23 protein-coding genes and 1 other RNA gene are annotated in these 25,794 nt (G+C 42.5%); 5 read left to right on the top strand and 19 right to left on the bottom strand.

Annotation, left to right across the window (positions count from 1 at the left end):
- Positions 1–163 precede the first annotated feature (163 nt).
- From DD657_RS02985 to DD657_RS02955, 7 genes are all read right to left on the bottom strand, one after another.
- Positions 164–568: a hypothetical protein gene (locus DD657_RS02985; RefSeq protein WP_021988995.1), complete on the bottom strand. Its 405-nt coding sequence runs from the start codon at positions 566–568 to the stop codon at positions 164–166.
- Positions 569–600: 32 nt separating this feature from the next.
- On the bottom strand, positions 601–1,380 hold the full coding sequence (locus tag DD657_RS02980) for a hypothetical protein (protein WP_068689754.1): 780 nt from the start codon (positions 1,378–1,380) through the stop codon (positions 601–603).
- Positions 1,381–1,397: 17 nt separating this feature from the next.
- Positions 1,398–2,117: a L,D-transpeptidase gene (locus tag DD657_RS02975; RefSeq protein WP_021988997.1), complete on the bottom strand. Its 720-nt coding sequence runs from the start codon at positions 2,115–2,117 to the stop codon at positions 1,398–1,400.
- On the bottom strand, positions 2,114–3,235 hold the full coding sequence (locus tag DD657_RS02970) for a L,D-transpeptidase family protein (RefSeq protein ID WP_287048423.1): 1,122 nt from the start codon (positions 3,233–3,235) through the stop codon (positions 2,114–2,116). The genes DD657_RS02975 and DD657_RS02970 overlap by 4 nt, the downstream gene beginning before the upstream one ends.
- Positions 3,236–3,465: 230 nt before the next feature.
- On the bottom strand, positions 3,466–4,062 hold the full coding sequence (locus DD657_RS02965) for a hypothetical protein (protein WP_021988999.1): 597 nt from the start codon (positions 4,060–4,062) through the stop codon (positions 3,466–3,468).
- A gap of 271 nt (positions 4,063–4,333) precedes the next feature.
- The gene (gene ubiE / locus DD657_RS02960; protein WP_021989000.1) at positions 4,334–5,026 is read right to left on the bottom strand and encodes a bifunctional demethylmenaquinone methyltransferase/2-methoxy-6-polyprenyl-1,4-benzoquinol methylase UbiE; all 693 of its coding nucleotides are present in this window, start codon (positions 5,024–5,026) and stop codon (positions 4,334–4,336) included.
- Between the two features lie 71 nt (positions 5,027–5,097).
- Positions 5,098–5,394, bottom strand: a complete 297-nt coding sequence (locus DD657_RS02955; protein WP_021989001.1) for a DUF3276 family protein — start codon at positions 5,392–5,394, stop codon at positions 5,098–5,100.
- Between the two features lie 158 nt (positions 5,395–5,552).
- On the opposite strand from DD657_RS02955, the gene DD657_RS02950 reads away from it, so the two are divergent.
- Positions 5,553–5,771, top strand: a complete 219-nt coding sequence (locus DD657_RS02950) for a hypothetical protein (protein ID WP_021989002.1) — start codon at positions 5,553–5,555, stop codon at positions 5,769–5,771.
- A 32-nt stretch (positions 5,772–5,803) separates the two neighbouring features.
- Here the strand turns inward: DD657_RS02950 and DD657_RS02945 are convergent, their stop codons facing one another.
- From DD657_RS02945 to trpS, 6 genes are all read right to left on the bottom strand, one after another.
- Positions 5,804–6,283, bottom strand: a complete 480-nt coding sequence (locus tag DD657_RS02945) for an S-ribosylhomocysteine lyase (protein ID WP_021989003.1) — start codon at positions 6,281–6,283, stop codon at positions 5,804–5,806.
- Between the two features lie 84 nt (positions 6,284–6,367).
- Positions 6,368–7,051, bottom strand: coding sequence for a 5'-methylthioadenosine/adenosylhomocysteine nucleosidase (locus tag DD657_RS02940; protein ID WP_287048419.1), 684 nt, complete (start codon positions 7,049–7,051; stop codon positions 6,368–6,370).
- A 30-nt stretch (positions 7,052–7,081) separates the two neighbouring features.
- Complete coding sequence (locus DD657_RS02935) at positions 7,082–7,717, bottom strand: MBL fold metallo-hydrolase (RefSeq protein ID WP_068689764.1); 636 nt, start codon at positions 7,715–7,717, stop codon at positions 7,082–7,084.
- 105 nt (positions 7,718–7,822) lie between these two features.
- Entirely contained in the window at positions 7,823–15,151 is a 7,329-nt protein-coding gene (gene sov / locus DD657_RS02930; RefSeq protein WP_287048416.1) for a T9SS outer membrane translocon Sov/SprA, read from the bottom strand.
- 87 nt (positions 15,152–15,238) lie between these two features.
- Positions 15,239–15,817 carry a Holliday junction branch migration protein RuvA gene (gene ruvA / locus DD657_RS02925; RefSeq protein ID WP_021989007.1) on the bottom strand — a complete coding sequence of 193 codons (579 nt, stop codon included), beginning with the start codon at positions 15,815–15,817 and terminating at the stop codon, positions 15,239–15,241.
- A gap of 2 nt (positions 15,818–15,819) precedes the next feature.
- Positions 15,820–16,803, bottom strand: a complete 984-nt coding sequence (gene trpS / locus DD657_RS02920; RefSeq protein WP_118773596.1) for a tryptophan--tRNA ligase — start codon at positions 16,801–16,803, stop codon at positions 15,820–15,822.
- A gap of 264 nt (positions 16,804–17,067) precedes the next feature.
- Between trpS and DD657_RS02915 the strand changes: the two genes are divergently transcribed.
- A complete protein-coding gene (locus DD657_RS02915; RefSeq protein WP_021989009.1) occupies positions 17,068–17,415 on the top strand; it encodes a DUF3276 family protein in 348 nt (115 codons plus the stop codon).
- Positions 17,416–17,455: 40 nt separating this feature from the next.
- On the opposite strand, the gene DD657_RS02910 is transcribed toward DD657_RS02915, so the two are convergent.
- Genes DD657_RS02910 through DD657_RS02900 form a run of 3 tightly spaced genes read right to left on the bottom strand, consistent with a single transcriptional unit; the run spans position 17,456 to position 20,183 of the window.
- On the bottom strand, positions 17,456–18,190 hold the full coding sequence (locus DD657_RS02910; protein ID WP_021989010.1) for a tRNA threonylcarbamoyladenosine dehydratase: 735 nt from the start codon (positions 18,188–18,190) through the stop codon (positions 17,456–17,458).
- A 26-nt stretch (positions 18,191–18,216) separates the two neighbouring features.
- Positions 18,217–18,876, bottom strand: a complete 660-nt coding sequence (locus tag DD657_RS02905; RefSeq protein ID WP_287048413.1) for a TatD family hydrolase — start codon at positions 18,874–18,876, stop codon at positions 18,217–18,219.
- 14 nt (positions 18,877–18,890) lie between these two features.
- Entirely contained in the window at positions 18,891–20,183 is a 1,293-nt protein-coding gene (locus DD657_RS02900; protein WP_287048411.1) for an L-cysteine desulfidase family protein, read from the bottom strand.
- A gap of 172 nt (positions 20,184–20,355) precedes the next feature.
- Here DD657_RS02900 and DD657_RS02895 point away from each other — a divergent pair, with 172 nt between their 5' ends.
- The gene (locus tag DD657_RS02895) at positions 20,356–20,883 is read left to right on the top strand and encodes a hypothetical protein (RefSeq protein ID WP_287048409.1); all 528 of its coding nucleotides are present in this window, start codon (positions 20,356–20,358) and stop codon (positions 20,881–20,883) included.
- Here DD657_RS02895 and DD657_RS02890 read toward each other — a convergent pair.
- Positions 20,841–21,812, bottom strand: a complete 972-nt coding sequence (locus DD657_RS02890) for a GSCFA domain-containing protein (protein ID WP_287048407.1) — start codon at positions 21,810–21,812, stop codon at positions 20,841–20,843. The genes DD657_RS02895 and DD657_RS02890 overlap by 43 nt on opposite strands.
- Before the next feature lie 21 nt (positions 21,813–21,833).
- The gene (locus DD657_RS02885; protein ID WP_418501371.1) at positions 21,834–23,270 is read right to left on the bottom strand and encodes a sulfatase-like hydrolase/transferase; all 1,437 of its coding nucleotides are present in this window, start codon (positions 23,268–23,270) and stop codon (positions 21,834–21,836) included.
- A gap of 254 nt (positions 23,271–23,524) precedes the next feature.
- Here DD657_RS02885 and DD657_RS02880 point away from each other — a divergent pair, with 254 nt between their 5' ends.
- Together DD657_RS02880 and ssrA are read left to right on the top strand one after the other, a co-directional pair.
- Positions 23,525–24,082, top strand: coding sequence for a manganese efflux pump MntP (locus DD657_RS02880; protein ID WP_021989016.1), 558 nt, complete (start codon positions 23,525–23,527; stop codon positions 24,080–24,082).
- A gap of 159 nt (positions 24,083–24,241) precedes the next feature.
- Positions 24,242–24,638: a transfer-messenger RNA gene (gene ssrA, locus DD657_RS02875) on the top strand.
- An 85-nt stretch (positions 24,639–24,723) separates the two neighbouring features.
- Here the strand turns inward: ssrA and DD657_RS02870 are convergent.
- Positions 24,724–25,701 carry a tyrosine-type recombinase/integrase gene (locus tag DD657_RS02870; protein WP_287048402.1) on the bottom strand — a complete coding sequence of 326 codons (978 nt, stop codon included), beginning with the start codon at positions 25,699–25,701 and terminating at the stop codon, positions 24,724–24,726.
- Positions 25,702–25,794: the final 93 nt, after the last annotated feature.

The following is a 25,794-nucleotide window of genomic DNA, read 5'->3' as shown; positions in this document are numbered from 1 at the left end:
CACATCATCCGGTTTTCACCGGCATTTTCCAATCCGTTATCAAAATTACTTATATTTGAGTCAAATGTTAAATCAGATCCAGTTAAAAAAAGTTAAGCCTACGTTTAGATTTTACAAAAAAAAAATCAGAAACAATCATGTTTCTGATTCCCCGGCAAATGTCTTATTCTTGATTTACTTTACCTTTCTTACGGAATACTTTCAAATACCCCAAAACAAATATGTAAATTGTGAATACAAAAATCAAACAACGTAAAAAAAGATTTGAAATTTCTAAACCTTCAGGCTGCATCAAATCCCGAATCAGAGCAGGTATCATAAACACCATGAGTCCGAATAAGACAAACAGCAAAATAATCGTAAAATAACGGGTTCTACGCTCCCGTCTCAATCGCTTCTCCCTGACCAAAGGCGGTTCATCCGAAGCCGCCATTTTAGGACGCTGGTTTTTATTGATCCGTGTATGTGCCGTTTTCTGTTTACGATTATTCCAACGCCGTTTCAAACGAACGCCCAACATAAACATAAACACGCAAAAAGCAATCAGTATATAAAAATCACGTCCCATATTCAATTTTTAGTCTGGTAAAAGTAATAAATTTATAACGTCAATACAACCTGTCCCTGCCAAGGAATCGCCCGGTAAAGTACTTTTGCATCTTTTTTGCGGATTCCGATCCGGATCGTAGGAATATATTCGGGCAAGGTAAAAACCGACAAAGCCGGTATTTCCGTTTTGGCACGCTCATACCGGTCTTTCAGGTCAAAAACAAAAGCGGCCCAATTATCCTTCCAGCCACCTTCCGTCTGATAAAAATAAAAACGGACCCGTTTATCGGTATTCAAAATGAAAAATACCGGTTCGACATGAGTCGTATCCGGCTGTATCATAGGGATAACATCACTGCTATCCTTGGGTGCCTGTACAATATTCAACGGCTCTTTGGCAATCGTCCCCTTAAAACCGGTAATTTGAAAAGGACCGGACAACAATTCATACAATACCTCCACATCGATTTTAGAGAAAAAAGAACTTTTACTTATTTCCTGAATAGAAATATCCCTTACACCGACCCCTTTCACCATCAACCGGAGCGTACTATCCGGTAAATTCAAAAATAAACCGATCGAGTCATCGGCTGCCATTTTTACCATTCCCCTCAACAATCCTTGCTTTTTCAATAATTCATTATACCCCGGAACCCGGTGCATTTCCGCTTTATTCTCCCGGTCAGCCGGTTCCATTTTTTCCCAATATGCCTTATTCAATCGTTCTGCCTGTCGGTTTACCGCCAACCGCATTGCCGAAACATAAACGACCACCAACAGGATAACCGGTATGGTAACGATCTTCAATATCTTTAAAAATTTACGATTCATAATCAGGTTCCGCTAAATCAATAAATATATACATAAGCACCTACAGGTAAAGTCTGATACACGACTTTCAGATCGGCATCCCCAAAGCGGACACAGCCGTGAGTTACAGGCATCCCCAGAAACCGCTGGTACAAAGTCCCGTGCAACAAATAGCCGTCTGCCATCCGCAAGGCATAATCTCCCAGTACCCCCCGTTCATACCGGGAGGGATCTCCCGCTTTCGGCACAGGCAGCCCTTCCTCGATAAAAGCCCAATCCGGCTTTGCCCATACCGGGTTTTCTGTTTTCGACAATACGGTCATCCGGCCTTTCGGCGTTTTGAATACCCAGGTCCGGTTTTCACTCACTAACTTCGTATAGCTTCCCGAAGAACAAAACCCTTCCCGTAAAAGCACTCCTTTGCGGTCATATAAATAAAACCGGTTACGTGTCGTATTAATTATAATATAAGGAGCGTGAGGCAAATAATGATCCAATTTCCGGTCAAGCAATGCCACATTATTCTTCAACTGTCTCATTTTTTTCTTCACACGACTCTTATTCAATAAAGCAGAATCAACAGTTACCGATTTCAACGAATCTCTTCCTGCCTCCTGAAAAGCAGGAGCAATATATAACGGTAGCAAAAGAATCAACAGAACCAGAACCGACATCCAGGAAAAACCTATAATCTTCAGTTTCACAGACATTCCTGAACGAACAGTGCCCTCTTCCTTCATCAATTCATTTTCAATCATAAACTATAATTTTTAAGAGCCTCATCCAAGGTTTTCGTACTTCCGACAATAACTACCGGAACTCCTTGCCGTACTTTTTCATACAATACATCCATATCTTTATCTTCCAAAGCAACACATCCTTCTGTCCAATAGGCATGCCGTCCCCCCTTCCCATGAATTTCGATCAGACCTCCGATACGGGCTTTCTGTGGTAAGACACCCTCTTCTTTCTTACGCCGGAATTCCAAACGATCCTGTGCATTCGGATAGTCCAGCAATAAAGCTTTATAATAATGAGTCATCCGGCCCTGCATTTTTCTCACAACCCGGTAATTCCCTTCCGGTGTCGCATAATCCCCCTCTTGCTGCTTATCTCCCAACCAATTCCTTCCGAATTCTGCTTTAAAAGAATATTTTTTTTCTCCTTTATAATACAAATGACAATAAGCGGGAAGTTTTTCTACCAGAATGACAAACGCCTTATTTTTCCGGGAATATTCAATAGCGTTTCCGGCCTCTTTACGCCAAACGGGTAACTTTTCAAAATAATTCACCAACTTCTTACGGGCAACACAATAAGCACTTTGAATCAGATGCACAGCTTCTTCTCCCTTCTCCCTGCCTCCGGCATAATCTCCTTTTTCAAAAGCCATCTCAGCAGCATTCAGCAACATCTTCCCTCGGGCATGCTGCTTCCTGGTCTCCGTTTCCAAAGGCAGTACGGCAAACAAAGCTTCAAACTCCTTCATTTCGAAACGGAGCCCGTCGATCTTTTCCCGTAACACCGCTTTTAAGTTCTTCCGGCCTGCTTCCGCTTTCCGAATGGCAGCATTCGCCTTGCTGCAAGCCCGGACAACCAAAGTATCGACCTCCTTATAACTTCGCAGTACCATCCATTTTTCATTCTCCCCCTTCCAAACCGTCATCGCCGATTCATATAATTTGCAAGCCTCCTCATATACCTGCGGACAATAAAAAGCAGCCTCCAATTCACGGGCTTTTGAAAGTAAGCCTCTCACCTCCTCCATTTCCTTCACCGGAGGCTTTTCTACCATACATACAGACACAAGAATACATCCTGCAACGAGCAGTACCATCACAATTCCCCACCTTTTTATAAAACGCTTGCTCTCCACGCCAGATTCATTTATTCACCTATCTTAAAATCCTGCCATACACCGGGTCTTCCAATAACAAGCATCCGGAAAGCCTTGCCTCGTCATTCCTTTTTCACTTAAAAGCGAATCGTATGACAATCTTTTATCCCTTTTTGTTTCCGAAACAAAATTTCGGAGAAGCCAGGAATGATTGTCACGGAATGATGGCCGGTAGACTTTCCGGATGTCTCTAAATGACCGGAATCTGATTATTTCCGATTTTTCTTGGCAATAGCTTCTGTCAATTCCGTATTAATGTCGGTCACTGACTTCTGAGCTGCATTCAATTTGTCAAGTGCTTCGGCATAATTCACATCACCGGCTAAAGCAGTTTCGATTTCAGAAACACCGGCTGTAATGACATTCAATTCATTCGTCATTTGCTCCAGAGCTGCTTTTCCTTCTTTTCCTTTCGGTGCTTTCTTCAACAAAGCCTTTGTTGTTTCCAGATCGTTCTTCACAGTAGCAATCATTGCTTCAGCTTCAGCCTTTACGGCTTCTCTCTTAGCAGGCACGGCCTGTGCAACACGTTCTGCCTGAGCAGTCAAAGTATCCAATTTAGCTTTGAGAGCATCAAAATCCTTAAGGAAATTTGAATTTTCAGCTTCAATTCCCTGAATTACAGAATTCAAAGAATCTTCCAAAGCTTTATACTCAGGAGCCATATAAACGTCAGCCTGAGCAGTTTTGGCTGCAACTACCGCTGCTTTAGCAGCATCAATGCTTTCCTGTGGCATTTTACCGCAACTTGATACAACAAATGCCGTCATTACGACAGCAACAGCCAGAAATAATCTGTTTTTCATTTTGTTTAAAAACTTTTAGTATGACTTTTTGTTTTCTCACTAGGGTACCCGAAACTAGTTCCGTTCACCCGAGAAAATCTGTGCGAAAATACACCTTTTTTCAATACATTTTTCTTTATTACTTAAAAAAATCACAAAATGCATAAAAAAAGTACACAAACGTTATAAATTTAATTTTCAAAAACTTACAAGCTCAGTCTCTCTTGTTTTTTCATACACCCCACCTAATCGAATAAAACATAACTAAAACATTGTCAAAACCGACAACATTCTATTTATACCCGACATAAAGACTGGCAACACCAAAAGTCAATCTCTTCTGAAAAGTTCTTTTAAAACCGCAAACAGACAATATCTGTAAAAAATCATTACCCTGCGGAAAACGGGATACCGACTCCGGCAAATAGACATAAGCCCCCTTATTACCGGATATCCAACCTCCGACTAGCGGCAAAATATGCCTAAAATAAAAACGGTACAACTGACGCATCGGAAAATACCGGGGCATGGAAAATTCCAGAATAACAACTTTTCCTTCCTGCTTCAACACCCGGTACATTTCTTTTAAACCGATTTCCAGATGTTCAAAATTACGTACCCCGAATGCCACCGTCACCGCATCAAAAGTCTCATCGGCAAACTCCATCCGCTCGCTATCCCCATATCGCAAATCGATTTTTGCAGCTAAACCGGCAGCCTCAACTTTCTTCCGACCGATTTCCAGCATTTTTTCCGAAATATCGATACCGATGATCCGGGAAACTCCGGCCTGCGAAGCTGCTATCGAAAAGTCTCCCGTACCACAAGCGACATCCAATAATTTACCTTTATCGTTTCCCTGTAAACACCGGATGGCTTTACGCCTCCACTTTTTATCGATATTCAAGGACAAAAAATGATTTAAACGATCATAACTCGGTGCTATATCGTTAAAAATCCCCTGCACAGCCTCTTTTTTCGCCATACTGTAAAAATCATTTTCATTTACCGGAAATCAGTCCTAACCTGAAATCCGGATCATTTACCTACCGCAAATTATTCCGGCAATTTTCCTTCTAAAGCGTTCTTGACAACTACAATGGCTTCTTCCAAACCTTCCTTAAATTTTTCAAAGTCTTCTTTATACAAAAAAAGCTTATGCTTGGAGAAACTTACATTTCCCAATTCATCATAACTCTTTTTGCTCTCTGTAATCGTCAAATAATAATCGTTATTACGGGTTGCTCTGACATCCATAAAGTAAGTCCTTTTCCCCGCTTTCACCACTTTTGAATACACTTCTTCCCGATCCCCGCCGGTTTCGGTAAAATCATCATTTCCGTATCTTTCCATAACACCAGAATTTAATTTATGTTCAAATGTAGAAAAAAGCTTATGAAACTGAATCTATTTTTAAGTTTTTTTTCAGAAAAAAGGTGTACCGGCTTTCAGATAAAACTTTAAATTTGTATAGATAGACACAAACATCAAACCATTATTTAAACATTACCATGCTGGTTAAACTATTCATTATCGTACTTATTTTAGTCGGTCTTTCGTTAGTCGCACTAAGTATCGGTATTCTTCTTAAACGGGGATTTCCTGAAACTCATATCGGCCGGAACCGGCGCATAAAAGAAAAAGGCATCCACTGTGCCAATACAACCGATGCCAACGAACGCCGGGACTATAAACCGATAGAAATTGAAGATGAAAAAGAAGAAAAATAAAAACCGATTGTAAATCAAGCAGAACTCTGATTTTATTCCGGATAAACCCGGTTTTTATCCGTCATAACTTCCAACACCTCACTTACATAACGGGCAGACTCATAACGGGCCATAGGCAGATCGTGCAACAAATAATTACCGCAATCCCGGGGAGCAGCACCCGGTACTTCTCCTTCAAAATCCCGGACAAACCGGAAAGTTTCCAACATCACGCCCTCAATATCCTGAGGTTGCAGGTCTCCCTTCATCAACAGGTAATTTCCGGTAGCACATCCCATCGGTCCCCAATAGACAACCTTGTCTCCCCATTCTTTATGATTACGTAAAAACGTAGCAGCCAAATGCTCAATCGTATGAAGAGCCCCTGCGCCAAGAGCAGGTTCACGATTCGGTTCTTTCATCCGGATGTCGAAAGTCGTAACCACCTCATCTCCGATATAATCCTTACGGGATACATATATGCCTCTCAATAAAGCTTCATGATTGATGCTAAAACTAGGTATCTTATTCATAATTATTTATATTAAAATTTTGCTCTCCACCTGCCATACTGTTTTTACTGACATTTTACAGGCAAAGATAATTTTTTATCTCAACTATATTTTCAATAGCAGTTGCCGGAACACCTGAAAAGACTCCCGGGGGGCCATCGTCCAGAAATTACGGTATTGCTCCTCATGCTCCTTTACCCCCGGAGTATCGCTGATTACCCGGAAACTCAAAAACGGCACATCATACATATAACACACCTGAGCAATAGAAGCCGACTCCATATCGACAGCCAGTCCCGCAGGAAATTTTACCTTAATCCCCTCCAACTCCTCCCGGTCGGTAATAAAACGGTCTCCTGTACAAATCATCCCCCCGACCAGCCGGACATCCGTCTTAAGTTGCATAGCCAAACGGTATAAATGCGGATCGGCCAGATACCAAGCCGGCATCCCCTGTATTTGTCCGTACTCATTCCCTTCCCCGCACCACACATCGTGATAAACGATTTTCTCTCCCACAACAATATCCATCACATGCAAACCACAGTCTATACCTCCGGCAACCCCGGTATTGATAATGCAATCCGGAGCAAATGTCCGAATCATTTCCAATGCCCCGACAGCAGCACATACTTTACCGATACCGCTTTTTGCCAAAACGATCGACTTATCGCCGATATGTCCTTCCAGAAAAACAATCCCGCTGAGAACCCGTTCTGTTTTAGCCTCCAACAGAGCACTGACCAGTTCAAACTCAGAACTCATTGCCACAATAACGCCTATTTTCATCTTTCCCTGATTATCTGTCAATAGATTACTTTAAAAGAAAGGATTATATCTTTTTTCCGCTCCGATAGTCGTCAATGGGCCATGCCCCGGAATAACCCTCACATCATCGTCCAATACAAACAATTTTGTCTGTATCGACTTCAGCAAAAGCTTCGAATCTCCTCCCGGCAAATCGGTTCTCCCGATACTTCCCGCAAACAAGGCATCTCCACTGATCAATAATTTATTGCTTTCGCTATAGAAACAAAGTCCCCCGGGAGAATGTCCGGGTACAGCTATCACCTTCAACTCCGAATTACCGAACTTGATCACATCCCCCTCTTTCAGATAAGTTCCGATAGCAGGAGGTTGTGTGATACCGGTAATCCCCAGCATACCAGCATAACTTATCGCACCCCGGTTCAGAAAATCATCCTCCTCACTGGCCTGCGGATCTATCCCATAAGCATCTTTAATGAAATTATTTCCGAGAATATGATCAATATGCAGATGAGTGTCCAATAAACCGACCAGCTTCAATCCCTTACCCCTTACAAAATTTCTGAACTCCTCACGCTCTTCGTCATCAAAACAACCACAATCAATCACAACCGCTTCTCCCGTTTCATCATACAATAAAATTGTATTCTCCTGAAAAGGATTGTTCACAAAAATCTTTACTTCCATACTCCCATTTAGATTAATTACAGGAACAAAAGTATAAAATTATCACGTGTTCCAAATCGAAAAGATAAACTTTAGACTTTAAATTAGGTTGTAAAATCAAAAAAATTACTGTGTCAAAGTATACCTTACACTCAATCCGAAATTGGTATTCGTTGTCGGGAAAGACAACGACACATAAGGTGTATTCACCACCCTATCATAAAACAAACGCAAATTCAATCGGTTATTAAAAGTATAATCGGCAGAAACCTTAATACTCTTCACCTCTTGTCCGGCCGTCAGCTGGTCCACACTTTCCGATATACGACGGATAATCGTATTGTTACGACGGATCGAATAATCAAACTGAACGTTAATATCGTTATTCAATTGCCTGTTTTTAAAGAAAATAGGCAAATTACCGAAACGATATCCCACCCCGACAACCACCTCATTGCTGGAAGTTTCGGAAAGCTGGGCATTGACCAAACTCAAACTGACGTCCCTTCTGCGGTTGATATCGAAACGGGTCGTCAGGTTATTAACCCACACCATATCCATACTGATCAGGGGATTAAACTGCTCGTTAATCGATACCGTATTTACATCGAACAGAGCCATCCAGTTTCCCTGCACATCCATCGCATCTTCTGCATATTTCAGGTTAGAGGCAAACGATCCGATATTGTATTTACAAGTATAGGTATGATTCAGATTAAATGAACGGAACACCTTTTTCATAAAAGGAATATCCATCAGCCCGGTATAGGAAACCCGCCAGTTCGGGCGCATTGCCATAATCTTCGGGATCAGTCCGGAATAATCCCCTACTCCGTATGCCCGGTTAAAAGAGGTAATCAATACTTCCTGAGAAGTTGCTCCGTATCCGTTATAAAAACCGGTTTTCTTACCGTTGACTTCGATAGCTTCGTCTTCAAATGCTTTTCCATAACGCTTCATCGCCATTTCTTTCGATACTTTTTTCCGGTTCTCCAAAAACTCGTTATATACCTCGGCCGAAGCTGAAACGTCATTTCCGACCTTATAAAAAGCAGAATTCAACCCAACGACCGTCATACTGAAATTACCCGCTATCATTTTATTGACAGATGAAAACTTATCCCCGTCATAAATCAGATATTCACTCGTATTGCGGGAGCGCGTACGACTGGCCGTTAAATTAATCCTCAATTTTTTTATCGGTTCAAACAACGCACGTACATATATACTCTGAGAGAAATTCATCAGATAAGGCTCGTTCAGGGTCGTATCGGTAGTGATCCATCCTTTTTCCGCTGCCCGTATACCGAATTGTTCGCTCTGTCCTCCGAAAAGGAATTTAAATCCGGGAGCAGAAGTTCCGTTATATCTCTCCTGCCCCAGGAATCTGGCCTCCGGCAGAAATCCCGGCAAAGTAGTTCCCCGGTCTTCCGAATAAGCAATATTGACACTCTTAATACCGGTAATGAGTCCCACGAAAAATCGTCCCACAGCTCTCATCGGACTCTCAGTCTGACGGACAACTCCCGTTACATTTATCTTTGCCAGATTCATATTCTCCGCCGGCCGGATCCTTACCTTATTACGTCCCAGCGATTCATAACCGACTTTTACCGGGGTACCGTCGCTAGCCGTCATCTTCACCTTGATATCACCGGTCTTTAATTTATGCTTGATCACAAATGCACGTCCTTTTTTCAATTCGGAAGCTTCTGTATTGAAATTCACATTCTTACCTCTCTGTCTACGGGGAGCACGGCTCAGATTACGTATAAATTTAGACTTGTTATAAAGACTTGTCAATGAAAGATCCCCGCTCAACTGCAGCGAATTGGCATTCTGGATAACATTCCCGTGCCGCGTCGAATCATCTGTTATGGCTCCTGCCTGCCAATCATAACGGGTAGAATACATAGCCTGCATCGAAGTCCAGTCTAATCCCGGTAATTTATTAATAGGCACAGTATAACGTACACTAAAATCGTGGTTATAATTGACCGGACGTCCTCCGTCCAGAATATTATTCAAAACCGTATCCCTCCACTGCTTATAACGGTCGGGATCGCGCTGCTTATCGACAATTCCCTGCGGCTCATCAATACGCGCCTGTGTCGTAGCCCGGAAATCCACACTCAGATTACGGGTCAGATTAAACTTAAACGCATAATCCCGGGTCCACATAAAATCCTTATCTACCGTCGGCTCTATCAATAAATTAGGATTATCCAGATTCTTCAGTTTGATTTCCCGGTAATTGCGGGTAATATCCGAAGTAATAGACACCATCGAAGGCATATAATAAAAATTGAAATCTTTCAATAATTTCAAATAAGGCGAATTAAGCGACTTCGACTTCTTAAACGGTTCCACAATAGGAGGCATCCCATTGTATACATAACTGATTAATCCCCGGTAATTCTTTTCCAAATCCCGTTCTGTATTCACGTTATGTGCATTAGCCTTATTATAGGAAAACGTCAGATTCAGATTGGAAATATCGAAAAGCCGCGACTTTCCGTCTTTACTTTCAATTCCGACATTCGTAAAATTAAGGCTTTTCCGCATCATATAATCTTCCGCATTGCGTTTTATAGAATCGCGCACATGCTTACTCTCCGCATTATTCAAGGAGATATCCAAGGGAATATCCGTATCCAGCGGATCGTATTCCGGTAAAGTCGTCTGACGTGAATAAGCGTAGTACATCGGCAAACGAATCCGCCAACGCTCCGGAAAAAACTTACCGATCTCCACATTCGTCGAAAAATCGATAGACCTGTAATCTTCACGGCTGATTTCACTGGCATGTTGCTCAATACTTCCGAATCCCGGCGTAATACGGCTTCCCGCAAAAGTAACCGTTGCCACATCGGCTAATTTAGCTGTCATACGCACATTGGCAGCCCATCCCCCTTTGTTATCGAAATCCGACAAACGCAATTCATTCACCCAAACCTCAGCAGAACGGGCTCCTTTCGTTACATACGTACTTCGCGGATTACGGATTCCGATCATAATCGTCCTTATATCCGCCAGACTCGGTTTACCTTTGACCTTGACAATGTGTTTCAGCATTTCAGCTTCCACATCCGCTCCCAAATCAGCAACAGACATCTCATACACCTCAGTGAGGTCAACCTCCTTACCTACGGCCCGGGCTGCTGCATTCCGCTTTTGCTTGATCGTCTGTAAAAAACGCAGCGGCAACTGAATTTTATTCTCCGCCGGCCATACCGCCAGCCTTCCCCGTTCGTCATCGGTATAGAACCCCGGAGGGGTAAGCTTTAACGGTATTTCATATTCATAATAATTATTGACATTATCTCCCCCCATGCGCAAAAACAAAGTCAATTCCTCATCATCCAAAGGATAACCTTGTATCGCTTCTGCGTGTACATCCATCAGCAACGTCTTATACCGCAACATATCATGACTTACATTCTTATAAACACCCCGGGCATCCCCCTCTTCCAGGTCCATGACTTTCAACAGCATAGCCTGCTCGTTCAATTCCCGTAATTGCGGGTTCGTCGCATCTACCACTCGTTGAATTCCCTGAGGCATCACATAATTAACCGGTGTTTTGCTGGCATTTTCTTCCAGATTCACGACCGATACATCAAAAACAGTCTGGTCAGACGTCACTAAATTATCATCGTCAATCTGAGATTCGTATTTACGCCAATTATCCCTTACCAAATCCAGACTGGCCAAACGCAAAACAACACTATCCTGAAACCCTTTCAGAATCATACGCATAAACCGGATCGACTTGAAATCACTGATACTTCCGTACGAAGTCCGGTTAGAAGTATTGATCGGTATTTTAATCTGATACCAGTTTACTTTTCCCTGAGTCCCATTAGGCAAATCCACATCAGCCTCCGTAATACTCGTAATAAAATTCTCTCCGACCTTCATTCCCTGCGGGGTAAGTTTCAACTTATAACGGAAAAAAGCTTCGGTTTCATTCAACGTGTTATCGCCGTTAATATCCTCTACATCCGGCAGATTTGTCGCTGCCGTAGGATAGGATTCCGGCGACATATCTGCCGTAGGCGAGTTTCCCTCGGTATTGTTGTATCTTTTATAACGCTCCAGAATAGAAGTCTCACGGGCATCGAAATCCGACCCCCGGAAAAAATGATAATTATCTCCGGAAGGATCATCGTATGCCTGACGGTACATCTCCGAATTTTCCCCAAACTGCTGACGAATTCGTTCTAAATAACCCGAAAAATAACTCCGCTCATCCTCATCGCTCAACCCGTCCAGGCCGACATCCTGAAAACGCCGTGCCTGTGTGTTATTGTCAAAACCGTTGACAATGGATTGTACGGTAGGTACACGCCCCCATTTCGTCGAATCTACATTTATCACATTGGCACTCGTAGGCAAACCGTTCTCAAAAGACTTTCTCCCATCCCGCAAAATATCCTCCGATACATTCCCCAAATCGATATATACCTCTCCTCCTTTATGATCTGCATTATACACAAAAGGATCCATCAGCCACATCTCGATATACTGTACGTTCGCCGCTTCAAAATCATTGGTATATACAGCCCTCATCATTCCTCCCCAACGGGTTTCCGGGTCTTTCAATTTACCGTTCTTATCGGTTCCCCGTGAATAACGGGTCGGTTCCACTTCAAAATTGTACGGTCCCCTTTCCTCCGGATAATAGGCAACGGACAAAGCCGGAACAATATTCACATCCCCGACTGCAATGTCTTTATTCGGAAAAATCTCCGTCTGCCGGATCTCACGTACAAAATGGTTCGAACGTTGTTCTTTATCGGCCCGGATATGTCCCGGCGTAGCCGTCGACATCCGGTAAAATATCGGATCAACTACATACCAGGCCATTTTGGCCCGATTAAAACCGTATTCGATCTGATTGGAAAGCTGCCCTTCCGGAAACTCCTCGTCCTGGGGTACGGAAGACAATTTCCATTGTGTTACCGCCTTCATATCGATAGCGATCTTACTGCCTTCAAAATCGTCGATATAAGCATTTCCTCCCGCCCCTTTGTTCGTCCCCGGCTGGAATTTCGCAAACTCAGCATCTATACTCAAATGCGATTTGGCCTTCGTATTGATAAAAGGCAATTTATCGACCAACGTCGTCAAAAGTCCCGATTCCGTATTGTAAGAAGCATTTAATCCCCATATCGTATTCGAAATCGGCTCATCACCGATATTCACCTTATGAGTGAGCGGCTTTTCGCTCATATGCATAATAGTAGCCCCGATATTGAACTTATCGTTAAACTTATAATCCAGATGAGTACCGATCAGGGTCTTCGTCTGCATACCGAACATCGAGCGATTCTCACTTTTTACCGTGATCGGAGTACCGGCCTCCAGTAAAGACTGGTTGATAATCTTCACGGTTCCCATTGTATAATCGACAATATAATCGATATTTTCCAACAACTCGACACCTCCTGCTACAACCTTTACCGATCCCTGCGGTATATCCCCGCCGCCGAGTGAAATTTCAGAGGACGTCGAAGACTTATAACTCCCCTTTAAATAATATTTATTCTTTTCCGACTTTTTCTCGGCATCGCTCTGAGTCATCGTATACAACTCCTCAAAGACATATTGATTCGCAGCACTATTATTGTTGATCTTCTTCCGCAAATAGGAACCGAAAGGCTCTAATACCGGAAAAACAATCCGTCCTTTACTGGAATATACCGTCACTCCCTCTATATAGTCAAAACGTCCGTCAGGAATCGCATCCAATTGGGAATTCAACCGGTCCAGATTCAATACCGACAATAAAATTTTATTATTAATATCCCCGGCCGGTAAGTAATTCACTTTCGTTCCCGCCTTATCATTCTGATACAGAACATCCAGCACAAACTCATCGGCACTTAAATTATAGCTACCGATATTATAAACATTCTTCATCATCAAGTCCCAGGTCGGCATTGCCGGACTTTGAGTCGTACTGCGCAACATCTTGACGATAAGAGTGGAAGGAGCAGCAAGCGCATTCGAGGTCAGTTCACCGACCGTATATATTTGCCCCCTTACCGTATATTCGTAGGCAACAGCCAGCACCTCATCGGCATTCAGAGCCTGATTCAATGAAATATAACCCAGTTTGTCATTCAGTATGTATTCAGAAGCATCCAGCAAACGGGCATTTTCTACTTTTTCATAATCTTTTCCCGAAGCAAATCCCGGAGCCAATGGAGCCAATGTATTCGTAACCTGGTTAATATCCCGGATACCGGAATATTGTCCGTCCATTTTACTGTACAAATTATTCGTTTGATTATCCGGATAAATACTTCCCCCGGCTTGAAACAAAGGATTTGAAATATTCCGGGCACTCTCGGCCAAATCCACGAATGCAACAATATTCCGGGCCTGCTCAAACCGGGAACTTTTATTGGTAACCCATACCTCTACTTTAGTGATCGTAACCCCACTGTTGACGATCGGCAGTTTTGCCAGAGCCGCATCATAGGTATCCCGGAAATATTTCGACAAAAAGAAGTGCTTATTAGCCTCATAATTATGGGCAGACACCTCAAATTCCTGCTTCTGCGCCCCTTTATCCAAAGTGACCATATTCGATTCGCTCTTCTGTTGCGTGAATATAGAAGACATCGTCAATTTACCGAATTGCAAATCCGTACGGAATCCCCAGAGATTTTGGCCTCCCGTAATCAATGTCCCCGGTAAAGGCAAAGACACATTACCCGCTTCCACTTTTTTGACAATATCATCCTCCTTCCCTTCGTAATTCAACTTCAACATATTCTCATAATCGAAAGTCGCCTCCGTATTGTAACTCCAGTCCAGATTAATCAGGTCGCCGATATTACCGTTTATGTTAAACTGAATTTTCTCATCAAAATCCAAGGTCGTGGTCTTCCTCAAATCAATGGGTAAAGTCGGATTATCTACTTTGTTGATCTTCGCTCCCAAAGTCAGTTCTACCGATCCCTGTACATTAATTTTTACCTTATCTTTTCCAAAAATAGGGTTCAGAATTTTATCCAGGAATTGTAAATGAGATACCAGTTCTTTAAAATCATATTTATTGCCTTGTTGAATTTGCCGACGATTATACTCGTATAAAGAATTTTTTGTCTGCAAATTAACATATTCATCCAACGTCAAAGAATAAGGGCGCGAATATTCATACTTATCCCCGATCAACGTCATAACCACATAACGCTTGGTTGTAGGATCATAAACCACCGTATCCCTTACGTTGGAAGGTTTTTTTAAAAACAAAGAAGAAGGAGGGACATTCCGGCGGATTTCATTATCCGCACTTTCCCGGATGGGAAACTGTAACGTATCGCGACCTGTTGCCGGATATTCCGGGTATGGCATCCCCTCTACCGGCAAAAACATCGTTTTCCCGGAAACAGCAAACAACATCCCGAACAGGACAAATAAGAACACCACCAAAAATCGCATACATCCCAAGATCATTGAACATTGGAAATAAAAAAACAACCCGGTTTCTCCATTCCAACCTTCCTTATTACACACCCTAAAGCCAGACTATAGCTGCTTTAAAGCCAACTTTATCAGCTCTTCAACCGTCCTATTGCCACCTCCTGCAACAATTTTATCCAACACTTTCGACGCCTGAGCCTTAACAAATCCTAACATAACTAAAGCCGCCAAAGCTTCCTCTTTCACCGCTCCCGATGCAAAAACAAAGCTTTCAGCAGCCCCGCTCGTACCTACTTTATCTTTCAACTCGATAATAACCCGTTGAGCTGTTTTCGTCCCGATTCCTTTCACTCTCCGAATCGCTTCATCATTCCCGGTCCGAATCGCCCCGACAATTTCATCCACCGTCATCGAACTCAACATCACATTTGCCGTATTCGCACCAATCCCGGATACGGATATCAGTTGCCGGAACAACACACGTTCCTCCTTGCTGTAAAAACCATACAGCAAATGCGCATCTTCACGCACAATCAGATGCACGTACAAACACACCTCTTTTTCCGCAGAAATTTTAGAATATGTATTAACGGAGATATTCAGCCAATATCCGACTCCTCCACAATCAACAACGGCATATGTCGGGCCCGCCTCCACGAGTGCCCCTTTTATATATTCGTACATAATTATTTAAAGCCAATAATTTTTCGAACGTCGCGAATGGTTTTATCTGCACTGCAATGCGCCCTCTCTGCTCCTTCTGCTGCAACTCTGTCCATATAGGCCACATCCGAAGAAATCTCTAAAATCCGCTCCCGGATCGGTGTCGTGAACACAATAATATCTTCGGCCAATTGTTTCTTCAGATCACCGTAACGAATTTCACAAGCATTGTACTTATCGTTAAAGTAATCATATGTATCGGCAGAAGAAACGATCTTCAACATTTTAAACAAATTTTCTATCGCTTCGGGCTTTGCACTGTTCGGCACCGTCGGACCGCTATCCGTAACGGCCTTCATCACCTTTTTACGAATCACAGCCGGCTCGTCCAACAAATAAATAGCATTGCCTTCCGACTTCCCCATTTTTCCGGAACCGTCTAATCCGGGAACTTTAACAGCTTCACCACCGAAAGAATAAGACTGAGGCTCCTTAAAATAATCTACCTCATAAATCGTATTAAAACGACGGGCAAATTTCCTGGCCATCTCCATATTCTGTTCCTGATCCTTTCCTACCGGCACCTTGTCCGCATTGTGTATGAGAATATCTGCCGCCATCAGGGTCGGATAGGTCAGTAAACCGGCATTTACATTATCCGGTTGCTTACGAGCCTTCTCCTTGAAAGAAGTAACACGCTCCAATTCGCCCAAATAAGCATTCATATTCAGGTACAGATATAATTCCAGAATCTCTTTCACGTCACTCTGCAAATATATCGCAGACTTTTGAGGATCGATGCCGCAAGCCAGATATTCTGCCAATATTTTCCGGACATTGTTCATAACATCTCCCGGATGGGGATGGGTCGTCAATGAATGCCAGTCAGCAATAAAGAAAAAACAGTTATATTCATCTTGAAGCCGTAAAAAATTCTTCACTGCTCCGAAATAATTTCCCAAATGTAAATTTCCTGTCGGACGTATTCCGCTTACTACTATCTCCATATTTTAACACTTTTATATGAAATTGCACACAAAGATAGTCTTTTATTTAACTTGACTAAATTTGAGTAGCGATTAATGTTTGAATTTAACAGTTATTCAGAGGATTTGTGTTTTGCCCACCGGATAAATTCATCAAAAACGGATATTTTTCTCCTATTTTTAACACATTTACAATTAAACATTAAAAAAAATTAAGAATTTGTTATGGTTGTTATGTTTTTTTCCTACATTTGACGCGCTAAAGTCTAATTAAAATTTCAATAAATGGAAGGATACGAAAGAAAAGATGGAATGGAAACGAGTGATCGGGAAGAAATCTATTCTAAGGCAGTGCGAGCAGGGAAAAGAACTTATTTTTTCGACGTAAAAGCAACACGTAACAACGACTATTACCTGACGATTACGGAAAGCAAAAAGAAATTCGATGATAATGGCACACAGAATTTCGAAAAACACAAAATTTTCTTATACAAAGAAGATTTTGAAAAGTTCAGTGAAGGACTTGATGAAGTAGTTAAATACATCAAGGCTGCTATCGGAGGAGAAATCCCGACTACAAAAACTACCGAATCTGCAAAGAGTGAATTTGACGTAGATTTCGATCAAATTTAATTAAACGTACCGACAGATGCTATAAAAAAGATGCTTGTTATCAGGCATCTTTTTCATTTTTCAGACCAATAATATCCCGAATCACCACCGAAGCGGCAAAACAACCGAAAAGCGGGGGCATATAAGAAATTGTCCCGACATTTGATTTTTTATTCTGCCCTTCTGCCAGTACGATAGCTTCCGGGTCCGTAAATTCCGAAGAAAATACCACCTTTACTCCTTTATATACGCCCAGTTTATGCAACCTCTTCCGTAGCATCCTGGCTAAATTGCAATTATAGCTCCTGGAAATATCGGCTACGGTAATCCGGGACGGATCCAATTTTCCCCCGGCCCCCATCGAACTTACAACCGGAAGTCCCAATTGCAAACTATGGTAAATTAAAAATATCTTGGGTGCCAAAGTATCGATAGCATCTATTACATAATCATAAGCAGCAGCTCTCAGCAAATCAATCATCCCCTCGTCCCGGATAAAATCATTGATGACATGTAACTTGATTTCCGGATTGATATCCCTGAAACGGGCTGCCATCAACTCGGCTTTCGGTAAACCCACCGTACTATCCAATGCCGGTAATTGCCGGTTTTTGTTAGTCATTTCTACCACATCTCCGTCTACAATAGTCATCTCTCCGATACCTGCCCGGCACAACTGCTCGGCTGCATAAGCGCCGACCCCTCCCAATCCGGCTACCAATACATGAGCATTTCTCAATTTCTCCAGTCTTTCCACTCCCAGTAAAAGCTCTGTTCTACTTAACCAATTTATCATATAAAATAAAATTAAAATCGAAAAATTCAAACACCGGAAAAAACGGACAACCAGTTCCGATACATGCATCTGATCAACATATCTAAGGGGATACGAAGTAAATCAGCCACTTTCGCATATACTTCTTCTATCGTGTAATCCGAATCATCGGTTTCTATAAAAAGCTGTTCCAAAGGAATAAAAGGAAGCACTTGCCGGATATTTGACGTTTCAACAAATACCTTTTTTCCGGCAGATATATACAGTCCGTGTTTCAGCAACTCATCCAGAATTTGCCGGTTATTATTATACCCGTGTATAATCCAAGCCTGCCTGGGCCGCATTTTCTTATACACTGCCAATAATTCAGGGAAAGCCTTGACACAATGAATAATCAAAGGTAATTTATAAGTCTCGGAAATACGTACCTCTTCCTCGAATAACTCCGTCTGAGCTGCTATCCCGGTTTCTGAATTACGGTCGAAACCGGCTTCCCCGACAGCAACAATCCGCTTCCGTTCAGCCCATTCTTCAATCCGCTTGACCGGCTCCGACGTTCCGATAAACATAGGGTGTATTCCGGCCGAACACAACTCACCTTCCTCCGCTAGCCGGCCATCGCTAATATCCAGTAAATAGATGTCTTTCCCCCGTTTATGGGTATGAACATCGACATACTTCACCCTTTCCTGCCCCTCTGATTTCATCCGCATATCCGGTTTCAATAGTTCGTTCTCTTCTTCGTCATAATATCCAATATCGTTTTATCGGTCTGCTCCATTCCCGCAGTACCGATAATACCGACATTCCGAATCGTTTGTTCTATATCGTCTTCGATGATACCGTCATTATTTGTCCTGATCCCTTTCATCGACAATAAAGCCGCCTGTACCGCAGCAGATACGCCGGAATACACTTTCAATGCACATCCTTGTTTTGCCCCGTCACACATCATCCCCGTCAAATTCGAACACATCGTTTTGATTGTATTCACGACTTTATCATAATCCCCTCCCATCAAATAAGTAATAGCAGAAGCCGATCCGGTACCCGCTATCAGGATACCGCATAAAGCCGACAAATGCCCCAAATAATAATGAATATGGGCTGCTATAAGATTACTCAAAGCCAATGCCCTCGTCAACTGTTCCCGGGTCGATGCCAACCGTTCCGCTGCAACCACTACCGGTAAAATAACCGTAATTCCCTGATTCCCGCTACCCGAATTCGTCATCACCGGCTTCTCGCATCCATCCATACGGGCATCCGAAGCCGCTGTCGCCTGAATCAGGGCATTGTTCAACAAATCGTCCTCCAAAAGTCCCTTAGCAATATTCTCCTGCAAAGTACGTCCTATCTGCAAACCATAAGCACTCTTCAACCCCTCGTTCGAAATAGCCTTATTCATCTCTGCTCCCTGTAATATAAACTCGATACGGGATATATCTACCGTCTGTATAAAATCCCATATCCGGGCAACACTCAATTCGGGACGTTCCTTTTTATCACATGCATCTACCGTGTACTCCTTTTTAAAGACCGTCTCTCCGTTCTTCTCCACCGACACGATATTCGTATGGGCATGTACGATGACAGTCCGCACCGTATCGTTCCCCTTCCGGCATATCGCTTCTGCATACAGCTTGTCGACGGCATCCTCTTTCATTTTCACGGAAACAGCCCCTTCCGTCACTTTATTTTTTGCGACCTCCAAATTATCACCGACAGATACATCTTTCAACACCTCCAGGCCATACATACTTTTTCCGCATACAGCGCCCAAGGCCGCTGCTATAGGTAAACCCGTCATCCCTGACCCCGGAATCCCGACCCCCATCCCGTTTTTATAAATATTTCCACTCACCCACACCTCAATCTGTTCCGGAACTCCTCCTAATTCCTCCCGACAACGGGCACACGCCAATGCACAGGCTACGGGCTCAGTGCATCCTAAAGCAGGCACGGACTCCTGTCTTAAAATCTCTATAATCTGTTCATCTGTAACCTGATACATATCGTTACTTTTTTATTTTTAATTGTAACAAATTTATTCATTTCTGTTACATTTTGATACAATCAAGCGTATTATTAATATTTTTTAACACTTCGACTCCAGTCAGAAAAAAAGGATAAAAGAGAGATATTTCTACTTTAATTTTCTATCTTCGCACAAAATTTGTCGTTTTATGTATCGGATCATCGTCATATTGCTACTGTGTTCAAACACCATTTTCGGACAGGCCCCCGATTCCGTGAAAATAGAAACTTTACCGGACTTATTTGAAGAATTTATACAAATAAACGACAACGGAGGAACGGTGAATTTCAAGGGAGAAACTGCCGCTAATGATGTGGTAAAGCTCCACATTCGTATGAACCGGGAACAAAAAACAGTGACAGGCTACCGCATTCAGATTTTTTCGGGAAATTCCTATGATTATTCCATTGAACGTCTGCAGCAAATGAAAACAGACTTCGAAACCGAATTCCCGGATATACCGGTATACCTCAACTACTTCGATCCGGATTTTAAAATCCGGGCAGGAAATTTCCGCAACCGTCTGGATTGTATTCCGACGCTGAAACGTATCCGTCGTAAATATCCGTCCAGCTACCCGGTAAAAATGGATATTCCGGTCAGCGATTTGATAAAAGTAAGCCATCCGGAACCTCAAACGCCGGAAGAAGACACCGAAGTAAAATCAATATTTTGATTCATTTGTTGCAACGTTTCGATTTCTTGGCGTAACCGTTGCTGAAACATCCGGTAAGCATCGCTTTCCGGCGAAAAAGGACGGTGGGCTAAACTTTTATTCAATTTATCGACCCGTTTCATCAGAGGTTCTATAGCCGGAGATATCCATGTTTCCTTGAATTTCTCCCATATATACTCCACAGCCAAAGACGATATATGCAACATATCCTCCCCATAAAAACGGTAATCCCGCAATTCATCCATAACGATTTCATAGGCAGGGAAATAATACACCTCAGGAAACTCCTGTACCAGCCTATCTATTGCCAATAAAAGTACAGCTTTACTCAACTGATTGCCATGTGCACCATCCTTCCAATGCCGTATCGGACTTACCGTAAAAACAATCCTCAACTTCGGATTGACTTCACGTAATTGCCGTATCAGCAGTCGATATACACCGACAATCTCTTCAGGGGTAAGGCAAAAACGCTCGAAATCACCCGCAGGAAAACGATGACAATTGGCGACAATCATTCCCCTCTCTTTGTATCGATACACCCAGGCGGTACCGAAAGTCATCAATAATAAATCCGTTTTCTCAAACCCATCGGCCGCCCGTCCCAAGCGCTCGTTGATATGCTCAAGACACAACTCTTTTGTCGGAGCTGAAAAACAACCGTGGTGATACAAACTCACCCATTTATCAGCATTATACAAAAGGTCTTTCTCGGTAAAACGATACTTTTCCAGCATCAACTTCAATACATTTGCTACCGACATCGGATTATAAACAATTCCGCAAGGATTCAACTCTGTCCGAAACCGATAATATTTCAACCGTTGTCCTATGTTCTCAGCAAAACACGAGCCCAGCATACATATCCGGGAATCATAATCCACCCTACTCTGTACGGCCTCTATCTCAACCCTTGTTCGAAATTCCATGATCTTTCAAATCGGTTATATTCAGTATCCTTTTATTCCATTCAGTTTTTCCGTCATTTCCTTTACCCGCTCCGGATACTTTTCCGCTAAATTATACTGTTGGGCAATATCTGCCTCCAGATCATAGAGCCGCGCTCCGACAACTTCACCTCTCCGGTTTGTATATTCCGGAATACAAGCCCAATTCCCTTCCTTCAACCACAAATCGATACCATATCCTTCCAACACCAGACATTCCCGTCCTTCCTCCGCAACTCCCAATAAAGCGTCCAACACATTCATCCCATCTCTTACTTCATAAGGCTGCTCCAGTAAAGCAGCAAAAGAAGGACAGAAATCCAACTGACATACCAAAGCATCCGATGTCGTACCCGCCTTCACCTTCTCCGGCCACCGAACAATCATCGGGATACGTGCTCCTCCCTCATAAGGCGAACATTTCCATCCTGCAAAAGGACCGGCAGGCCGGTGTACTCCGTTTAATTCCTCCGCCATATCTTTATAACCGTCATCCAAAACCGGACCGTTATCGCTGGTAAAAATGACAATGGTATTCTCCGTTAATTTCAATTCATCCAGGTATTTCAAAAATTCCTCCACACAATAATCAGCCTCCAGTATCACATCCCCCCGGGCCCCCAGTTTTGACTTACCGGCAAACATGATATTCGGCAAGCGGGGTACATGCGGCTGATGCAAAGCATAATACAAGAAAAAAGGCTCATCCTTGTGTTTTTTTACATAATTTTTTGCTTCCTCCAAAAATACACTGTACATATCTTCGTCCACCCACAAAGCAGATTTTCCGCCTTTCATATAACCGATACGCGGAATACCGTTGGTAATAGACATATTATGCCCCACACTCGGATGCAACCGGAGAAGTTCCGGATTATCCTTACCCGTCGGCTCCCCTGGGAAATTCATTCTGTAATTCACCTCAATCGGATCATCGGGGTCCAGATTCACAACATCCCCATTCCTTACATACACCGTCGGTACCCTGTCGTTCGTAGCCGCCATAATATAAGAATAATCAAACCCGACATCATTCGGAGAAGGAGCTATATGCTCATTCCAATTCAGATTACCATTTCCCAACCCCAGATGCCATTTGCCGACCACTCCCGTCGCATAGCCGGCCTGTTTCAACATTTTCGGAAAAGTAGGCATATCTTCCTTAATCAACATCGGAGCATCTCCCGGTAATATAGACGCCCCTACCCGCCAGGGATACATCCCCGTCAACATAGCAAAACGGCTGGGAGTACTGGTTGCCGAAGTACAATGTCCGTTCGTCAGACGCAAACCTTCCTCCGCCAAACGATCTATTCCGGGAGTCTGGATCTCTTCTGCCCCATAACAACTGACATCACCATACCCCAGATCATCGGCCATAATGACAATGATATTCGGCCTGTTTTCTCCCTTCTTGGCCTTCCCGGCACAACCGGCCATCAAAGCTGCTAACGGCACTATGCCTAACTTCAATAAATCCATCTTCATATTTTAAGAAGTATCTACTTATTAATCAGATATTTTATTCGAAACCAAATTTGTGTAAAAGTAATTACAAACAACTTAATCACCAAACTTTTTCTTACTTTTTTATTAAAAATGTTTCCAAACGTTAAAACAAAAATTATAACTTTTATCCCGGTTCGTTTCACAAAGTGTATTTTTTCTTATTTTTGCATACTCAAATTCAATGCATGGGATACCTGACGATTATATTAATTGCACTCGGTTTATCGATGGACAGCCTGGCTGTTTGCATCAGCGGTGGTATTTTCATGAAAAAATTCTGTATTCGGAAATCCCTGAAAATGGCTTTTATCATGGGCTTCTTCCAGGGAGGAATGACACTGTTGGGATGGGCACTCGGGAGTAAATTCAGTTCTTACATTTCCGACTTTGACCATTGGATCGCTTTTATCTTATTGGTTTATCTCGGAGGAAAAATGATTTACGAATCCTTTCGGGACGAATCCTCTTCCCTGTCTTCGCTTTCCACCCGGACATTACTCACACTGGGTATCGCAACCAGTATAGATGCTTTGGCTGTCGGAGTCAGCTTTGCATTCCTGAAAACAACCATCCTGTTACCGACTCTGATAATCGCATTTACAACATTTTTCCTTTCCTTGTCCGGTGTTTGTTGCGGTTCCTACTTCGGTAAAATCAAAGGCTTTAACGTCGAATTACTAGGAGGTATCATATTAGTCGGAATCGGGATCAAAATTCTTATCGAGCACACCTGTTTTCAATAAACACTTCAACTGAAATTTACGATTTCTTTCTGCTGTTTCTCCTCCTCAACGAACTATTTGCATTTCGCTTTTAATTTCCTATCTTTGCATTCACATACCTTCTAAATATTTTAGGTCGGACAATTGGGAATTTATCATGGTTTCAACCTGAAATAATTTGGGGCAGACATGGCTTTGACAGCATGAAGAATAGGTATGTAAGCATGTCGGGAGCAGTGAAACGGCCCGTTAATCCCGGACACAAAACTTTAATTGGCGAAAATAATTACGCTCTTGCTGCCTAATCTTTAGAAGATTTTTGGCTTAATTGCTGCTCAAGGAGCGGCGACGAGACATCCCGCCGGTGGTTTCACCTTATTCCGGCCGGCATACGGGGTGCAGTCAATATAAGGTTAGTCTGAGCCCACCTTTGGCGAAAGGCGAAAATTCAAGAGGATAAGCGATGGCTTGGGTGCTTTTTTCCGGACCATCGTCGAAAACCAATAAAAAGCTAAGCATGTAGAAAGCATATGGATTCCGTGTTTGGACCAGGGTTCGATTCCCTGCTGCTCCACCGATTAAAATAAAAGCTACTGAAAAATCAGTAGTTTTTATTTTATTACAACAAACGTAAATTTTTCGTTTCCTTTCCGGTCGCGCTGTTACACAGCAATAACCTGTTTATCATCGAAATTCATTTTTCTTCGGGGATGCTTTGTGGAAAGTATTTTCTTCTGTTTTTCCGCATTCACATGGGTATATATCTGTGTCGTTGCAATAGTGCTATGTCCGAGTAAATTTTGAATATACTTGATATCAACATCCTCTTCCAGCAACAAAGTGGCAAAAGTATGACGGAAGGTATGCGGCGTAATCCTTTTATCGATACGGGCAGCCCGGGCATATTTTTTTATCAGTAATCTCACGGATTGAGGGGCCAAAGGCAACCCCAGGCGATTGACAAAAAATGAAGTCACCGGCTTGAATAACCTGAAATAATTTTTCAACGCTGTCAAAACCTCCCTTTGACAGATTTGAATAATCCGTTCCTTACTCCCCTTCCCGAAAACTTTTACCAAACCGTTTTGAAGATCGATATCGCTACATTTCAAATTACACAATTCCGATACGCGTACTCCGGTCGCAAACAACAATTCCATAACGGCAATATTCCGGACCTGGGCTTTATAAGTATAATTATCCGTGCATGTATTGTTCCGGTGCTCCGTATATACCGACTGAAAAATCTTCCTCACTTCGTCCATCGTCATTACGGCAGGCAAAACATAAGGTTCTTTGAATTTTACCTTCAATTTCCGGAACGGACTGACATATGTCTCATCCTCAAACTCCAGAAAATTCATAATCGCTTTCAAGGAAGCGATCTTACGTTTTACCGTCTTAGGCTTAAAATGGGATATTTCCTGAAAGTAATTCTTAAGCATATCCCGGGTCACTTGTTTAATATCCTCACATGGATTCATATTTTGAATATAACCGATAAACTGCCTTAAATCCGTCGCATAGGCATTCAAAGTTTTATCATTCAGATTTTTCTCATACCGACAATGAAACAAAAATTGATGTATAGAACTATCGGCAAGAACAGCATGTTCATTTGTAAAGATTTGCATATTCATAATTTGTGGATTGTTTTTGAAAAGACAAAATAGACTTTCTTATGAGTTCAAATGTATGAATAAATAAGTGATAACTTAATATTATGGCTACTA

Source organism: Culturomica sp. (assembly GCF_003524185.1).
GTDB classification, from domain to species: domain Bacteria; phylum Bacteroidota; class Bacteroidia; order Bacteroidales; family Marinifilaceae; genus Culturomica; species Culturomica massiliensis.
The sequence above is the reverse complement of the archived record's forward strand: the minus strand, read 5'-3'. Positions and strand labels throughout refer to the sequence as shown.

Bases quoted from the DNA above. Each gene is read 5' to 3' on its own strand.
- DD657_RS02880 (WP_021989016.1), top strand. From the start codon at position 23,525: ATGGGATACCTGACGATTATATTAATTGCACTCGGTTTATCGATGGAC.
- DD657_RS02910 (WP_021989010.1), bottom strand. From the start codon at position 18,190: ATGATAAATTGGTTAAGTAGAACAGAGCTTTTACTGGGAGTGGAAAGA.
- DD657_RS02900 (WP_287048411.1), bottom strand. From the start codon at position 20,183: ATGTATCAGGTTACAGATGAACAGATTATAGAGATTTTAAGACAGGAG.
- DD657_RS02935 (WP_068689764.1), bottom strand. From the start codon at position 7,717: ATGGAAGTAAAGATTTTTGTGAACAATCCTTTTCAGGAGAATACAATT.
- DD657_RS02905 (WP_287048413.1), bottom strand. From the start codon at position 18,876: ATGAAATCAGAGGGGCAGGAAAGGGTGAAGTATGTCGATGTTCATACC.
- DD657_RS02915 (WP_021989009.1), top strand. From the start codon at position 17,068: ATGGAAGGATACGAAAGAAAAGATGGAATGGAAACGAGTGATCGGGAA.
- DD657_RS02890 (WP_287048407.1), bottom strand. From the start codon at position 21,812: ATGGAATTTCGAACAAGGGTTGAGATAGAGGCCGTACAGAGTAGGGTG.
- DD657_RS02980 (WP_068689754.1), bottom strand. From the start codon at position 1,380: ATGAATCGTAAATTTTTAAAGATATTGAAGATCGTTACCATACCGGTT.
- DD657_RS02885 (WP_418501371.1), bottom strand. From the start codon at position 23,270: ATGGCCGGTTGTGCCGGGAAGGCCAAGAAGGGAGAAAACAGGCCGAAT.
- DD657_RS02950 (WP_021989002.1), top strand. From the start codon at position 5,553: ATGCTGGTTAAACTATTCATTATCGTACTTATTTTAGTCGGTCTTTCG.
- DD657_RS02945 (WP_021989003.1), bottom strand. From the start codon at position 6,283: ATGAATAAGATACCTAGTTTTAGCATCAATCATGAAGCTTTATTGAGA.
- sov (WP_287048416.1), bottom strand. From the start codon at position 15,151: ATGCGATTTTTGGTGGTGTTCTTATTTGTCCTGTTCGGGATGTTGTTT.
- DD657_RS02870 (WP_287048402.1), bottom strand. From the start codon at position 25,701: ATGAATATGCAAATCTTTACAAATGAACATGCTGTTCTTGCCGATAGT.
- DD657_RS02940 (WP_287048419.1), bottom strand. From the start codon at position 7,051: ATGAAAATAGGCGTTATTGTGGCAATGAGTTCTGAGTTTGAACTGGTC.
- ubiE (WP_021989000.1), bottom strand. From the start codon at position 5,026: ATGGCGAAAAAAGAGGCTGTGCAGGGGATTTTTAACGATATAGCACCG.
- ruvA (WP_021989007.1), bottom strand. From the start codon at position 15,817: ATGTACGAATATATAAAAGGGGCACTCGTGGAGGCGGGCCCGACATAT.
- DD657_RS02985 (WP_021988995.1), bottom strand. From the start codon at position 568: ATGGGACGTGATTTTTATATACTGATTGCTTTTTGCGTGTTTATGTTT.
- trpS (WP_118773596.1), bottom strand. From the start codon at position 16,803: ATGGAGATAGTAGTAAGCGGAATACGTCCGACAGGAAATTTACATTTG.
- DD657_RS02975 (WP_021988997.1), bottom strand. From the start codon at position 2,117: ATGATTGAAAATGAATTGATGAAGGAAGAGGGCACTGTTCGTTCAGGA.
- DD657_RS02895 (WP_287048409.1), top strand. From the start codon at position 20,356: ATGTATCGGATCATCGTCATATTGCTACTGTGTTCAAACACCATTTTC.
- DD657_RS02965 (WP_021988999.1), bottom strand. From the start codon at position 4,062: ATGAAAAACAGATTATTTCTGGCTGTTGCTGTCGTAATGACGGCATTT.
- DD657_RS02955 (WP_021989001.1), bottom strand. From the start codon at position 5,394: ATGGAAAGATACGGAAATGATGATTTTACCGAAACCGGCGGGGATCGG.